Source organism: Streptomyces sp. NPDC050806 (genome assembly GCF_055586425.1).
In genome coordinates, this window is record NZ_JBVJIF010000003.1 from 113,880 (window position 1) to 127,590 (window position 13,711).

Sequence of the window (13,711 nt, forward strand, 5' to 3'; positions counted from 1 at the left end):
GACTCTTGTCAAGCAGCAATCCGCTGCGTGACGCCGCGGACCGACGGCTCCCGCGTATCGCGGGGCCGTCGGGCCTCGTCATCTTCGGCGTCACGGGCGATTTGTCCCGTAAAAAGTTGATGCCTGCCGTTTACGACCTGGCCAATCGCGGCCTGCTGCCGCCGGGCTTCTCGCTCATCGGCTTCGCCCGCCGCGACTGGGAGAACGAGGACTTCGCCCAGGTCGTCCACGACGCGGTCAAGGAACACTCGCGGACCCCGTTCCGCGAGGAGGTCTGGCAGCAGCTCAGCCAGGGCATGCGCTTCGTCCAGGGCGACTTCGACGACGACCAGGCCTTCGAGACGCTCAAGTCCACGATCCAGGACCTGGACAAGGCCCAGGGCACGGGCGGCAACTTCGCGTTCTACCTCTCGGTGCCGCCGAAGTTCTTCCCCAAGGTCGTCCAGCAGCTCAAGCACCACGGGCTGGCCGACCAGAAGGCCGACTCCTGGCGCCGCGCGGTCATCGAGAAGCCGTTCGGCCACGACCTGGAGAGCGCGCGCGAGCTCAACCGCATCGTGCACGAGGTGTTCCCGCCGGAAGAGGTCTTCCGGATCGACCACTACCTCGGCAAGGAGACGGTCCAGAACATCCTGGCGCTGCGCTTCGCCAACACGATGTTCGAGCCGCTGTGGAACCGCTCCTACGTGGACCACGTACAGATCACGATGGCCGAGGACATCGGCATCGGCGGCCGGGCCGGCTACTACGACGGCATCGGCGCCGCCCGTGACGTGATCCAGAACCACCTCCTCCAGCTGCTGGCGCTGACCGCCATGGAGGAGCCCGCCTCCTTCGACGCGGACGCGCTGGTCGCGGAGAAGGCCAAGGTCCTCGGCGCGGTCAAGCTGCCCAGGGACCTGGGCAAGGAGACCGTACGGGCGCAGTACGCGGAAGGCTGGCAGGGCGGCGAGAAGGCCGTCGGCTACCTCCAGGAAGACGGCATCGACCCCAAGTCGAAGACCGACACCTACGCCGCGATCAAGCTGGGCATCGACAACCGCCGCTGGGCGGGCGTGCCCTTCTACCTGCGTACCGGCAAGCGCCTGGGCCGCCGCGTCACCGAGATCGCGGTCGTCTTCCAGCGGGCACCGCACTCCCCCTTCGACCACACCGCCACCGAGGAGCTGGGGCAGAACGCCCTGGTCATCCGGGTGCAGCCGGACGAGGGCGTCACCGTGCGGTTCGGCTCGAAGGTGCCGGGCACCTCGATGGAGGTGCGGGACGTCTCCATGGACTTCGCGTACGGCGAGTCCTTCACGGAGTCCAGCCCCGAGGCGTACGAGCGCCTGATCCTGGACGTCCTGCTCGGCGACGCCAACCTCTTCCCGCGCACGGAGGAGGTCGAGCTGTCCTGGAAGATCCTCGACCCGATCGAGCAGTACTGGGACACGCACGGCAAGCCCGCGCAGTACCCGGCGGGTACCTGGGGACCCGTCGAGGCGGACGAAATGCTCGCACGAGACGGACGGAGCTGGCGTCGGCCATGAAGATCGATCTCACCGAAACCACGGCCAGCAAGATCAACAAGGCGCTGGTCCAGGGCCGCCGGGCCATCGGTACCCCGGCCGTCGGCATGGTGCTCACCCTCGTCATCGTCACCGACGAGGAGAACGCCTACGACGCGCTCAAGGCCGCCAACGACGCCTCGCGCGAGCACCCCTCGCGCACCCTGGTCGTCATCAAGCGCGTCTCCCGCTCGCCGCGGGGCCGTGCCCAGGCCCGCCTCGATGCCGAGGTACGGGTCGGCGCGGACGCCGGCACCGGCGAGACGGTCGTGCTGCGGCTGTACGGCGAGGCCATCAACCACGCCCAGTCGGTCGTGCTGCCCCTGCTGCTGCCGGACGCCCCCGTGGTGGTCTGGTGGCCGGTCGGCGGCCCGACGGAGCCGGCCGCCGACCCGCTCGGGGCGCTCGCCCAGCGCCGTGTCACCGACACCTACGCCGCCGAGCAGCCCGTCCAGGAGCTGGCCGCGCGCGCCGAGAAGTACACCCCCGGCGACACCGACCTGGCCTGGACCCGCATCACGCCCTGGCGTTCGATGCTGGCCGCCGCGCTCGACCAGCAGCCGAGCGAGGTCACCTCGGTCACGGTCGAGGGCGAGGAGTACAACCCCAGCTGCGAGCTGCTCGCCATGTGGCTCGCCGACCGGCTGCACGTCCCCGTCCAGCGCACGCTCTCCGAGGGCCCCGGCCTGACGGCCGTCCGCCTGGAGACCAAGAGCGGCCCGATCGTGCTGGACCGCGCCGACGGCGCGCTCGCCACGCTGTGCATGTCCGGCCAGCCGGACCGTGCGGTGGCGCTGCAGCGGCGGGAGACCGCCGAGCTGCTCGCCGAGGAGCTGCGCCGGCTCGACCCGGACGACACCTACGCGTCCGCGCTGAAGTACGGCGTGGAGCGGCTGGGTGCGTACAAGGACGGGCTCCCGGGCGAATCGGCGAAGACCGCCGAGGACGCCGAGCGGGAGGCCGAGGCGCAGTCCGCCGAGGACGCCCCCAAGGGCAAGGCCGCGGCGAAGAAGGCGCCCGCGAAGAAGGCGGCAGCCAAGTGAGCGCGCCGCAGGTCGTCGTCCACCGCGACAAGGAGCTGATGGCGAAGGCCGCGGCCGCCCGGCTGATCACGAAGATCGTGGACGCCCAGGCGGCGCGCGGCTCGGCCTCCGTCGTCCTGACCGGCGGCCGCAACGGCAACGGGCTGCTCGCGGCCCTCGCCGAGGCGCCGGCCCGGGACGCGGTCGACTGGTCCCGGCTGGACCTGTGGTGGGGCGACGAGCGGTTCCTGCCCGACGGCGACCCGGAGCGCAACCACACCCAGGCCCGCGAGGCGCTGCTGGACAGCGTCCCGCTCAACCCGGCCCGGGTGCACGTGATGGCGCCGTCCGACGGCGGGTACGGCAACGACGCGGACGCCGCGGCCGAGGCGTACGCCGCCGAACTGGCCGCCGCGGCGGGCCCGGAGGACCACGGCCCCGTCCCGTCCTTCGACGTCCTCCTCCTGGGCGTCGGCCCGGACACCCACGTCGCCTCGCTCTTCCCCGAGCACCCGGCGGCGCGGGAGACCGAGCGGACGGTGGTCGGCGTGCACGGCGCGCCCAAGCCGCCGCCCACCCGGATCTCGCTGACCCTGCCCGCCATCCGCGCGGCGCGGGAGGTCTGGCTGCTCGCGGCGGGCGAGGACAAGGCGAACGCCGCCGCGATGGCCCTCTCCGGCGCGGGCGAGATACAGGCCCCGGCAGCAGGCGCGTACGGCCGCAGCCGCACGCTCTGGCTCCTGGACGAGGCAGCCGCCTCCCAGCTGCCCCGCGACCTGTACCCACCGGCCTCGGCCTGAGCCGTATATCCGCGAGGGGCCCGCACCGGACGCCGGTGCGGGCCCCTCGCGTCTTCGGTCCCGGGCTACGCGTACGGGTTCGTGGCCGGCCCCCGCGGCGGCGGACCGCCGGCCCGGCGCTGCGCCACGGGGTGGTCCCGCAGCCGGATGCCGTGGAAGCGCCGCAGCCGGCGCATCTCCAGCAGGGCGATCAGGGTGACCAGGACGGGCGCGCCCAGGATGAAGACCGTGCCGAGCCGCGCCCCGAGGCCGTGCAGATCACCGGTGGCCAGGTCGGGCAGCGCCATCAGCCAGGAGGTGACGGCCGCCAGGACCGGCGGCAGACAGCGGTGAACCGCACCGGTGCCGAAGAAGTTGCCGTTGACCCGCAGGGCGGCCTGGACGAGGAAGCCCAGCAGCCAGAGCACCACCGGGAGCAGCACCACGACGCCGCCCTGCTGCGTGAAGTACACACACAGCAGGACCGTGCCGGTCAGCGTCCCGACAAACCCCACCAGCAGCTTCAGGCAGCCCAGCAGCGTGCGCCGCAGCGGCCGCAACGGCCCGCCGCGCCGCCAGACCAGCAGCATCACGCCGACCGTCAGCGGGGTGATGAGAAGCAGGACCAGGCCGGCGACCGCGATGTTCTCCAGGGCCTGGTCGAAGTCGAAGTCGTGGGCCACGAACGTGTAGACCCCGAACGACACGAGCAGGCCGGCGAGGACACGTATGCGCTTGAGCCGCTCCACGGCCGGGTCGTCCGCCTCCGGCACCCACTCCGGGTGGAAGAACCGCCAGGCCGCGTGCTTGGGGTCGGCCATCCCCCACCGGGACCGGTGCCGCCCGCTCCCCCCGCCCCACAGCCAGCGCCACAGCATGCGCGTATCCCCCGAACGAACGCGGTACCGATGATCGTCCGGGGGATATTAGCCGACAGCGTGCGCGCCGTACGGCGAACGGCGGCTCAGCCGGTCACTGCCGCCGCTCCCGTTCCTGGCGGACCATTGCGTTGGCCAGGTGTGCGGGGTCCTGGAGGTCGCCCACCGCGACGCCCTCGACGTCCTCGTCCAGGGTGTTGTACGGGCCGAGACCGGCCCCCTTGTCGCCCTGCTCCACTTCGAGGTGTCGGGCGGCCACCTCCTGCTGCTTCGCCGCCGGCTGGGCCGCCAGCCACTCGCGGTTCTCCGGCGTCAGCAGCCTCAGAAAGCTCAGGAGCGCGTCCTCGTGCATCGGGATCAACGCCCCCGCATCGTGCGGTAGGTGGCCACGAGCGACTTCGTCGAGGCGTCCAGCCCCTCGACCTCGGCGCCCTCGGTGAGCGCCGGCTCCACGCGCTTGGCGAGGACCTTGCCGAGCTCCACGCCCCACTGGTCGAAGGAGTCGATGTTCCAGACGGCGCCCTGGACGAACACCTTGTGCTCGTAGAGGGCGATCAGCTGGCCCAGCACCGACGGGCTGAGCTCCTTGGCCAGGATGGTGGTGGAGGGGCGGTTGCCCTTGAACGTCTTGTGCGTCACCAGCTCCTCCGGCACGCCCTCGGCGCGCACCTCCTCCGGCGTCTTGCCGAAGGCCAGCGCCTGGCCCTGCGCGAAGAGGTTGGCCATCAGCAGGTCGTGCTGGGCGACCAGGCGGGGCTGGAGGTCGTCCACGGGCTGCGCGAAGCCGATGAAGTCGGCCGGGATCATCTTCGTGCCCTGGTGCAGCAGCTGGTAGTACGCGTGCTGGCCGTTGGTGCCGGGCGTGCCCCAGACCACCGGGCCGGTCTGCCAGCTCACCTCGTCGCCGTCACGGCCCACGTACTTGCCGTTGGACTCCATGTCCAGCTGCTGGAGGTAGGCGGTGAACTTGGAGAGGTAGTGGCTGTACGGCAGCACCGCGTGGGACTGCGCGTCCCAGAAGTTGCCGTACCAGACGCCCAGCAGGCCGAGCAGCAGCGGTGCGTTCTCCTCGGGCGGCGTGCACCGGAAGTGCTCGTCGACCAGGTGGAAGCCGGCCAGCATCTCGCGGAAGTGCTCCGGGCCGATCGCGATCATCAGCGACAGGCCGATGGCCGAGTCGTACGAATAACGGCCGCCGACCCAGTCCCAGAACTCGAACATATTGGCCGTGTCGATGCCGAACTCGGCGACCTTCTCGGCGTTGGTGGACAGCGCCACGAAGTGCTTGGCCACCGCCTCGTCGCCGGCACCCAGTCCGCTCAGCAGCCACTCGCGGGCCGACTTCGCGTTGGTGATCGTCTCAATGGTGGTGAAGGTCTTCGAGGCGATGATGAACAGCGTCTCGGCCGGGTCCAGGTCGCGCACGGCCTCGTGCAGGTCCGCGCCGTCGACGTTGGAGACGAAGCGGAACGTCATGTCGCGGTCGGTGTAGGCGCGCAGCGCCTCGTACGCCATGGCCGGGCCCAGGTCGGAGCCGCCGATGCCGACGTTGACGACGTTCTTGATGCGCTTGCCGGTGTGGCCCTTCCAGTCGCCGTTGCGGATCCGGTCGGTGAACACCTGCATCTTGCGCAGCACGGCGTGCACGGCGGGGACGACGTTCTCCCCGTCGACCTTGACCACCGCCGACTCCGGCGCGCGCAGCGCGGTGTGCAGCACCGCGCGGTTCTCGGTGATATTGATCTTCTCGCCGCGGAACATGGCGTCCCGCAGCTCGGTGACCTTCGTCGCGGCGGCCAGCTCGCGCAGCAGCCGCAGCGTCTCGTCGGTCACCAGGTGCTTCGAATAATCCAGGTGCAGGTCGCCGACCTGGAGCGTGTAGCGCTCCGCACGGCCGGGGTCCTGGTCGAACAGCTCGCGCAGATGCGTGCTCGCGAGTTGTTCGCGGTGCTTGCCCAGGGCCGCCCACTCGGACGTCTGGTCGAGCCTGCTGCGGCCATCTGCGTTCATCTCGGACATCAGCCTTCTTTGGTCTCGTATCGGCCCCGCCATCCCCCAACCTAATTGATCAGAGGACGGTGCGGGCACCTCCCACTCGAGCGAAGCCGAGAGCGGGGAAGGATGTCCGCCCGCCGTCGATCGGCTGACGCCCGTGGTCCGTACCGGATTCACCTGCGAGGCCACTCCAACAGCGGAACGCGACCGGCCCGGCAGGAAGGCCAAAACCTTCCGGCCGGGCCGGTCCGCCACTCTTCTGTTCCGTCCGTACCGCCGCGCGCGAGGCGTCGTCAGATCTCGCCGCGGAGCTTGGCGAGTGCCTCCGCGAGAATCGCCTCACCGTCCGCGTCCGTGCGGCGCTCCCGTACGTACGCCAGGTGCGTCTTGTACGGCTCGGTGCGCGGCGGGTCCGGCGGGTTGTCCCGGTCCTTGCCTGCGGGGAAGCCACAGCGCGGGCAGTCCCAGGTGTCAGGAATCTGCGCGTCGCCGGCGAAGCTGGGCTGTGTCTCGTGCCCGTTGGAGCACCAGAAGGAGATGCGGATGCGCGGCGCGGACTCGCCCCGCTCGGCCTCCCCCATCGGCCCCGCCCCGACCCGACTTCCTCGGATCGCGTTGCCACTTGCCACGGTCGTAACTCCCTGCGTCATGGTGCTGCGAAGCATCGACGGGATTCTTCGCTGCGGAGCGCCCCAGTCTACGTAAGGCCCAACGCGCGTCCAGTGACAGGAGTTACCCGGCCACGGAAGGACGCCGCACTTATGATAAGCCGCGCCCCCGACGGTATGTCAGTTGTCCAGCTTCATCAGGATGCCGAGAACGACGATGCAGGCGAACCAGAGGAGGCCCACGACGATGGTGATGCGGTCGAGGTTCCGCTCGGCCACGGAGGAGCCGCCGACCGAGGACTGCATGCCGCCACCGAACATGTCGGACAGGCCGCCGCCCTTCCCCTTGTGCATGAGCACCAGCATCATCAGCAGCGCGCTGAAGACGATGAGGGCGATCGAGAATCCCATGACCACGGCTGGACCAACTCTCTAGGACTGACGGACGGGAAGTACGGGCGGTTGTGATGCGGAGGGGCCGGGTCGGCATCGTGTGACACCGGTCCCGGCCCCGACAGCCTACGACGGGCCGGGCCCGCCGTCATAGCCGCTGCTCACAGTGGTACGGAGCGCGGCCGTGACCGTTACTGGTCGCGGAATCGAACGATCTTGACGAACTCGTCCGGGTCCAGCGCCGCACCGCCGATCAGGGCGCCGTCGACGTCCGGCTGCGCCATGATCGCGGCGACATTACCGGACTTGACCGAGCCGCCGTACTGGATCCGCACCTTGTCGGCGAGTTCCTGGCTGTACAGCTCCGCGAGGCGGCCGCGGATCGCACCGCAGACCTCCTGCGCGTCCTCGGGCGTGGCGACCTCGCCGGTGCCGATGGCCCACACCGGCTCGTACGCGATGACGATCGTCTCGGCCTGCTCGGCCGGGACGTCCTTGAGGCCGCCGTCGACCTGGGCGAGGGTGTGCGCGACCTGGTTGCCGGCCTTGCGGACGTCCAGGCCCTCACCCACGCAGAGGATCGGCGTGATGCCGTTCTTGAAGGCGGCCTTGACCTTGGCGTTGCAGACGGCCTCGTCCTCGCCGTGGTACTGGCGGCGCTCGCTGTGGCCGACGGCCACGTACGCGCACTTCAGCTTGGCGAGCATGGGGCCGGAGATCTCACCGGTGAAGGCACCGGAGTCGTGCGCCGAGATGTCCTGGGCGCCGTACTTGATCTTCAGCTTGTCGCCGTCGACCAGCGACTGCACCGACCGCAGGTCGGTGAAGGGCGGCAGGACCGCGACCTCGACGGCCTCGTAGTCCTTGTCGGCGAGTGCGAAGGCGAGCTTCTGGACGTGGGCGATGGCCTCGAGGTGGTTGAGGTTCATCTTCCAGTTGCCCGCCATCAGCGGGGTGCGTTCCGTCACGGTTCTTCAGTCCTCCAGAGCGGCGAGGCCGGGGAGCGTCTTGCCTTCGAGGTATTCGAGGCTGGCGCCGCCACCGGTCGAGATGTGGCCGAAAGCATTCTCGTCGAAACCGAGCAGGCGTACGGCAGCGGCCGAGTCACCGCCGCCGACGACGGTGAACGCGTCCGAGTCGAGCAGGCCCTTCGCGACGGCCTTGGTGCCGTTCGCGTAGTCGGGGTGTTCGAAGACGCCCATCGGACCGTTCCAGAAGACGGTGGCCGCGTCCTTGAGCTTCTCGGCGTACAGCTCACGGGTCTTGGGGCCGATGTCCAGGCCCTCCTGGTCCGCCGGGATGGCGTCGGCGGCGACCACGGTGGGGTTGGCCGGGGCCTTGGTCTTCAGGTCCGGGAATTCGGCGGAGACCAGCACGTCGACGGGGAGGACGAACTCCACGCCGCGCTCGTCGGCACGCTTCAGGTATTCCTGGACCGCCGGGATCTGGTCCTCCTGGAGGAGCGAGATGCCGACCTCGTGGCCCTGGGCCTTGAGGAAGGTGTACGCCATGCCGCCGCCGATGAGGATGCGGTCGGCCTTCTCCAGCAGGTGGTCGATGACACCGAGCTTGTCGGAGACCTTGGCACCGCCGAGCACCACCGCGTAGGGGCGCTTGACGTCCTCGGTGAGCTTCTTCAGAACGGTGACCTCGGCGGCGATCAGCTCGCCGGCGGCGTGCGGCAGGCGGGCCGGCAGGTCGTACACCGAGGCGTGCTTGCGGTGCACGGCGCCGAAGCCGTCGCCCACGTAGAGGTCGGCGAGGGCGGCCAGCTGGTCGGCGAACACGCCGCGCTCGGCGTCGTCCTTGCTGGTCTCGCCCGCGTTGAAGCGGAGGTTCTCCAGGACGGCCACCTCGCCGTCGCCCAGGCCCGCGACGGTGGCCTTCGCGGACTCGCCGACCGTGTCGGTGGCGAAAGCGACGGGCCGTCCGAGCAGTTCACCCAGCCGCTCCGCCGCCGGGGCGAGCGAGAAGGCCGGGTCCGGTGCACCCTTGGGGCGGCCCAGGTGCGAGGCCACGACCACCTTGGCGCCCGCCTGGGCGAGCTTGGCGATGGTCGGCTGCACGGCGCGGATGCGGCCGTCGTCGGTGATGGTGGTGCCGTCCAGCGGCACATTCAGGTCGGCGCGGACGAAGACCCGCTTTCCCGCTACCTGAAGGTCGTCGATCGTCTTCATGGTGACTCCGTGGCTCTGTTCGGAAAGTCAGTCATAGCACGGGGCCCGTACGACGCTTCATCGCGTCGTACGAGCCCCGTCCTCACATCTCGCTGGTGCTGCCCTGCGGGTCAGGCAGGGATCAGAGCTGGCCGCCGACGAAGACGGTCAGGTCGACCAGACGGTTGGAGTAGCCCCACTCGTTGTCGTACCAGCCGACGATCTTGACCTGCTTGCCCTGCGCCATGGTGAGGCCGGAGTCGAAGGTGCAGGAGGCCGGGAAGTTCACGATGTCCGAGGAGACGATCGGGTCCTCGGTGTACTCCAGGATGCCCTTCAGCTGGCCCTCGGCGGCCTTCTGGAAGGCGGCGTTGATCTCGTCGGCGGTGACCTCGCGGTCGAGCTCCAGCACGAGGTCGGTGACCGAGCCGGTGGGCACGGGCACGCGCATGGCGATGCCGTCCAGCTTGCCCTTGAGCTGCGGGAGGACCAGCGCGGTGGCCTTGGCGGCACCGGTGGAGGTCGGGATGATGTTCTCCGCGGCGGCGCGGGCGCGGCGCAGGTCCTTGTGCGGGAAGTCCAGGATGCGCTGGTCGTTGGTGTACGCGTGGACCGTGGTCATCATGCCCTTGACGATGCCGAAGTTCTCGTCGAGAACCTTGGCCATCGGCGCCACACAGTTGGTGGTGCAGGAGGCGTTGGAGATGACGTGGTGGTTGGCCGCGTCGTACTTGTCCTGGTTGACGCCCATCACGATGGTGATGTCCTCGTCCTTGGCCGGAGCCGAGATGAGGACCTTCTTCGCGCCACCGGCGATGTGCTTCTCCGCGTCGGCCTTCTTGGTGAAGATGCCGGTCGACTCGATCACGATGTCGACGCCCAGCTGACCCCAGGGGATGTCGGCGGGGTTGCGCTCGGACAGCACCTTGATGGTGTGGCCGTCGACGGTGATGGTGTCCTCGGTGTGCGACACCTCGGCCTTGAGGCGGCCCAGGATGGTGTCGTACTTCAGCAGATGCGCGGTGGTCGCGGTGTCACCCAGGTCGTTGACAGCCACGATCTCGATGTCCGCACCCTGCTCCAGCAGCGCGCGGAAGTAGTTACGACCGATGCGGCCAAAGCCGTTGATGCCTACGCGGATCGTCACGAAACCGATCTCCTCGTTGGTACGGCGGTTTGTGCACCGCCGAGCTGTATGGGATGTCCCCGACCGCCTCCGACCCTACCCCCTGTACGAGACGTACGTGACATTGACATGGGGCTCTCCTTCTGCTCAGTTGAGCACCCTTGAGCCCCTCTGAAACCCCTGCGCACGGGCCCCACGTCAGTACGCACGCGCCCCCGGCACCCAGTGCGGGTGCCGGGGGCGCGTACTGAGAAGTAGCGATCCGGTTCAGCCGACCATGCCCTCCGCGAGGTCGTCGGCGAGATTGGATTCCGTACCCGGAATGCCGAGGTCCTGCGCGCGCTTGTCGGCCATCGCGAGCAGCCGGCGGATCCGGCCCGCGACCGCGTCCTTGGTGAGCGGCGGGTCGGCGAGCGCGCCCAGCTCCTCCAGGGACGCCTGCTTGTGCTCCATGCGCAGCCGGCCGGCGGCCGCGAGGTGCTCCGGCACCTCCTCGCCGAGGATCTCCAGCGCGCGCTGCACACGGGCGCCGGCGGCGACCGCGGCCCGCGCCGAGCGGCGGAGGTTGGCGTCGTCGAAGTTGGCGAGGCGGTTGGCCGTGGCCCGGACCTCGCGGCGCATTCTGCGCTCTTCCCAGGCCAGCACCGACTCGTGCGCGCCGAGCCGCGTCAACAGCGCACCGATCGCGTCACCGTCACGGACCACCACCCGGTCCACGCCGCGCACCTCGCGGGCCTTGGCCCCGATGCCGAGCCGACGGGCCGCGCCGACCAGCGCGAGCGCCGCCTCCGGGCCGGGACAGGTCACCTCCAGGGAGGAGGAGCGGCCGGGCTCGGTGAGCGAGCCGTGGGCCAGGAACGCGCCGCGCCAGGCGGCCTCCGCGTCGCAGGTGGCCCCCGAGACCACCTGCGGGGGCAGGCCGCGGATGGGGCGGCCACGGCCGTCCACCAGGCCGGTCTGGCGCGCGAGCTGGTCGCCGCCGGCCACCACCCGGACGACGTACCGGCTGCCGCGGCGCAGTCCGCCGGGCGCCATCACCACGAGGTCGGAGGAGTGCCCGAAGATCTCCAGGATGTCCTTCCGGAGCCGCCGGGCCGCGATGCCCGTGTCCAGCTCCGCCTCGATCACGATCCGCCCGCTGACCAGGTGCAACCCGCCCGCGAACCGAAGGATCGACGAGACCTCCGACTTCCGGCAGCAGGTCCGGGTGACGGGGAGCCGGGAGATTTCGTCCTTCACCGCTGCCGTCATCGCCATGGGCCGATCCTTCCATGCATCCGAAAAATACGGTCGTACGCGGCCGCCAGCAGCTCGGGGTCGTGCCGAGGAGAACCGCCCCCGGGCTTTCCCTGGGAGGCTTCGCCTTGAGCGGCCACGGCCGCCAGCTCGACCTCGCTGCCGAAGAGCTCCTTGGCCACTCCGGTCAGGCTTTCCCGGTCGGGCACGGCGTCCTGATCGGCCAGCACCACGTCGAAGGCGAGTTTAGGGGCGTGTCGGGCCAAAACCTCCAAATGACGCTGCGGGGAAAAACCGTCCGTCTCTCCCGGCTGGGGTGCGAGGTTCAACGAGAGAACCTTACGTGCCTTGGTCTCCTCCAGCGCCTCGCGCAGCTGCGGCACCAGGAGGTGCGGGATCACGGAGGAGAACCAGGACCCGGGGCCGAGCACCACCCAGTCCGCGTCCCGGACCGCCTCGACGACCTCCGGGACGGCCGGCGGGGCCTCGGGGACGACGTGCACGGACTGCACCTCGCCGCGGGTGAGGGCGACCGTGGCCTGGCCGCGGACGGTGGAGATCTCGTCCGGGCGGTCTTCGTGATGGCCCTTGACCAGGGCCTGGAGCTCCAGCGGCACGGCGGACATCGGGAGCACCCGGCCGTGCGCGCCCAGCAGCTTGCCGACCAGGTCCAGCGCCTGGACGTGATCGCCCAGCTGTTCCCACAGGGCGACGATCAGGAGATTTCCCACAGCGTGGTCGTGCAGCTCGCCGCCGCTCTGGAAGCGGTGCTGGATCACCCGGGCCCAGGTCTGGCCCCAGTCGTCGTCGCCGCACAGGGCCGCGAGGGCCTTGCGCAGGTCGCCCGGCGGCAGGACGCCCAGCTCGTCGCGGAGCCGGCCGCTGGAGCCGCCGTCGTCGGCGACGGTGACCACGGCGGTCAGGTCGCGCGTGATGCGGCGCAGTGCGGCGAGCGAGGCGGACAGGCCCATGCCGCCCCCCAGGGCGACGACCTTCGGGGTGGCGCCCTTCGGCGAGCTGCCCCGTACGAGCCGGCGTACGCGGCGCATGCGGGGCGCGCGGCTGGTCACTCGCGCCCCATGTCCCGGTGGACGACGACCGTCTCGACTCCTTCGGAGACCAGGCGGCGGGCGAGCTTCTCCGACATGGCGACGCTGCGGTGCTTGCCGCCCGTGCAGCCGACGGCGATGGTCACGTACCGCTTGCCCTCGCGGCGGTACCCCTCGGCGACGATGCGCAGCAGCTCGGCGTAGCCGTCCAGGAACTCCTTGGCGCCGGGCTGGCTGAAGACGTAGTTGGACACCTCTTCGTTCAGGCCGGTGTACGGGCGCAGCTCCGGGACCCAGTGCGGGTTCGGGATGAAGCGGCAGTCCACCACGAGGTCGGCGTCGACCGGCAGGCCGTACTTGAAGCCGAAGGACATCACCGTGGCCCGCAGCTCGGGGACCTCCTCGCCGGCGAACTGGGCGTCCATCTTGGCGCGCAGCTCGTGGACGTTCAGGCTGGAGGTGTCGATCACCAGGTCGGCGTCGCCGCGCAGCTCGCGCAGCAGGTCGCGCTCGGCCGCGATGCCGTCGACGATGCGGCCGTCGCCCTGCAGCGGGTGCGGGCGGCGGACCGACTCGAAGCGGCGTACCAGGGCCTCGTCGGAGGACTCCAGGAAGACGATCCGGCGCTTGACGTGCGCGGCGTCCAGCGCGGCCAGGGACTCCTTGAGGTTGTCGAAGAAGCGCCGGCCGCGGACGTCGACGACCACCGCGATACGGGCGACGTTGCCCTGGGAGCGGGCGCCGAGGTCGACCATCGGCGGAATGAGCTCCGGCGGGATGTTGTCGACCACGAACCAGCCCAGGTCCTCCAGGCACTTCGCCGCCGTGCTCCGCCCGGCCCCGGACATCCCGGAGATGATCACCAGCTCGGGGATCGCGGGACTGCGGTCCTGGTCGTCGCGGATCGGCGCCGCACCCATCT

General features: G+C 70.3%; 14 protein-coding genes. 3 read left to right on the forward strand and 11 right to left on the reverse strand.

The features are described from left to right. Positions 1-5 precede the first annotated feature (5 nt). Genes zwf through pgl form a run of 3 tightly spaced genes read left to right on the forward strand, consistent with a single transcriptional unit; the run spans position 6 to position 3,369 of the window. Positions 6-1,529: a glucose-6-phosphate dehydrogenase gene (gene zwf, locus ACZ6WH_RS09885; RefSeq protein WP_361560257.1), complete on the forward strand. Its 1,524-nt coding sequence runs from the start codon at positions 6-8 to the stop codon at positions 1,527-1,529. Then, complete coding sequence (gene opcA, locus ACZ6WH_RS09890; protein ID WP_469727343.1) at positions 1,526-2,590, forward strand: glucose-6-phosphate dehydrogenase assembly protein OpcA; 1,065 nt, start codon at positions 1,526-1,528, stop codon at positions 2,588-2,590. The genes zwf and opcA overlap by 4 nt, the downstream gene beginning before the upstream one ends. After that, on the forward strand, positions 2,587-3,369 hold the full coding sequence (gene pgl / locus ACZ6WH_RS09895; RefSeq protein ID WP_469727344.1) for a 6-phosphogluconolactonase: 783 nt from the start codon (positions 2,587-2,589) through the stop codon (positions 3,367-3,369). Before opcA ends, pgl begins: the two co-directional genes overlap by 4 nt. A gap of 65 nt (positions 3,370-3,434) precedes the next feature. Here pgl and ACZ6WH_RS09900 read toward each other — a convergent pair whose 3' ends face one another. From ACZ6WH_RS09900 to rapZ, 11 genes are all read right to left on the reverse strand, one after another. Beyond that, complete coding sequence (locus ACZ6WH_RS09900; protein WP_469727346.1) at positions 3,435-4,169, reverse strand: hypothetical protein; 735 nt, start codon at positions 4,167-4,169, stop codon at positions 3,435-3,437. A gap of 151 nt (positions 4,170-4,320) precedes the next feature. Beyond that, positions 4,321-4,587: a hypothetical protein gene (locus ACZ6WH_RS09905; RefSeq protein ID WP_469727348.1), complete on the reverse strand. Its 267-nt coding sequence runs from the start codon at positions 4,585-4,587 to the stop codon at positions 4,321-4,323. Next, positions 4,584-6,236, reverse strand: a complete 1,653-nt coding sequence (gene pgi, locus ACZ6WH_RS09910; protein ID WP_469727990.1) for a glucose-6-phosphate isomerase — start codon at positions 6,234-6,236, stop codon at positions 4,584-4,586. The genes ACZ6WH_RS09905 and pgi overlap by 4 nt, the downstream gene beginning before the upstream one ends. A 278-nt stretch (positions 6,237-6,514) precedes the next feature. Then, the gene (locus tag ACZ6WH_RS09915) at positions 6,515-6,850 is read right to left on the reverse strand and encodes an RNA polymerase-binding protein RbpA (RefSeq protein ID WP_078600932.1); all 336 of its coding nucleotides are present in this window, start codon (positions 6,848-6,850) and stop codon (positions 6,515-6,517) included. Between the two features lie 159 nt (positions 6,851-7,009). Continuing rightward, complete coding sequence (gene secG, locus ACZ6WH_RS09920) at positions 7,010-7,240, reverse strand: preprotein translocase subunit SecG (protein WP_199896898.1); 231 nt, start codon at positions 7,238-7,240, stop codon at positions 7,010-7,012. A gap of 173 nt (positions 7,241-7,413) precedes the next feature. Beyond that, on the reverse strand, positions 7,414-8,190 hold the full coding sequence (tpiA, locus tag ACZ6WH_RS09925; RefSeq protein ID WP_469727350.1) for a triose-phosphate isomerase: 777 nt from the start codon (positions 8,188-8,190) through the stop codon (positions 7,414-7,416). 6 nt (positions 8,191-8,196) lie between these two features. Then, positions 8,197-9,399, reverse strand: a complete 1,203-nt coding sequence (locus tag ACZ6WH_RS09930; RefSeq protein WP_469727351.1) for a phosphoglycerate kinase — start codon at positions 9,397-9,399, stop codon at positions 8,197-8,199. Positions 9,400-9,520: 121 nt separating this feature from the next. Then, positions 9,521-10,525, reverse strand: coding sequence for a type I glyceraldehyde-3-phosphate dehydrogenase (gene gap, locus ACZ6WH_RS09935; RefSeq protein WP_432852810.1), 1,005 nt, complete (start codon positions 10,523-10,525; stop codon positions 9,521-9,523). 246 nt (positions 10,526-10,771) lie between these two features. Further along, entirely contained in the window at positions 10,772-11,761 is a 990-nt protein-coding gene (whiA, locus tag ACZ6WH_RS09940) for a DNA-binding protein WhiA (RefSeq protein WP_031065284.1), read from the reverse strand. Further along, on the reverse strand, positions 11,752-12,810 hold the full coding sequence (locus tag ACZ6WH_RS09945) for a gluconeogenesis factor YvcK family protein (protein WP_469727352.1): 1,059 nt from the start codon (positions 12,808-12,810) through the stop codon (positions 11,752-11,754). Before ACZ6WH_RS09945 ends, whiA begins: the two co-directional genes overlap by 10 nt. Next, positions 12,807-13,709 carry an RNase adapter RapZ gene (gene rapZ, locus ACZ6WH_RS09950; RefSeq protein ID WP_361560895.1) on the reverse strand — a complete coding sequence of 301 codons (903 nt, stop codon included), beginning with the start codon at positions 13,707-13,709 and terminating at the stop codon, positions 12,807-12,809. Before rapZ ends, ACZ6WH_RS09945 begins: the two co-directional genes overlap by 4 nt. Positions 13,710-13,711: the final 2 nt, after the last annotated feature.

Excerpts from the sequence above, each read along its gene's own strand:
- ACZ6WH_RS09930 (WP_469727351.1), bottom strand. The coding sequence starts at position 9,399 with ATGAAGACGATCGACGACCTTCAGGTAGCGGGAAAGCGGGTCTTCGTC.
- pgi (WP_469727990.1), bottom strand. The coding sequence starts at position 6,236 with ATGAACGCAGATGGCCGCAGCAGGCTCGACCAGACGTCCGAGTGGGCG.
- secG (WP_199896898.1), bottom strand. The coding sequence starts at position 7,240 with ATGGGATTCTCGATCGCCCTCATCGTCTTCAGCGCGCTGCTGATGATG.
- whiA (WP_031065284.1), bottom strand. The coding sequence starts at position 11,761 with ATGGCGATGACGGCAGCGGTGAAGGACGAAATCTCCCGGCTCCCCGTC.
- opcA (WP_469727343.1), top strand. The coding sequence starts at position 1,526 with ATGAAGATCGATCTCACCGAAACCACGGCCAGCAAGATCAACAAGGCG.
- ACZ6WH_RS09900 (WP_469727346.1), bottom strand. The coding sequence starts at position 4,169 with ATGGCCGACCCCAAGCACGCGGCCTGGCGGTTCTTCCACCCGGAGTGG.
- rapZ (WP_361560895.1), bottom strand. The coding sequence starts at position 13,709 with ATGGGTGCGGCGCCGATCCGCGACGACCAGGACCGCAGTCCCGCGATC.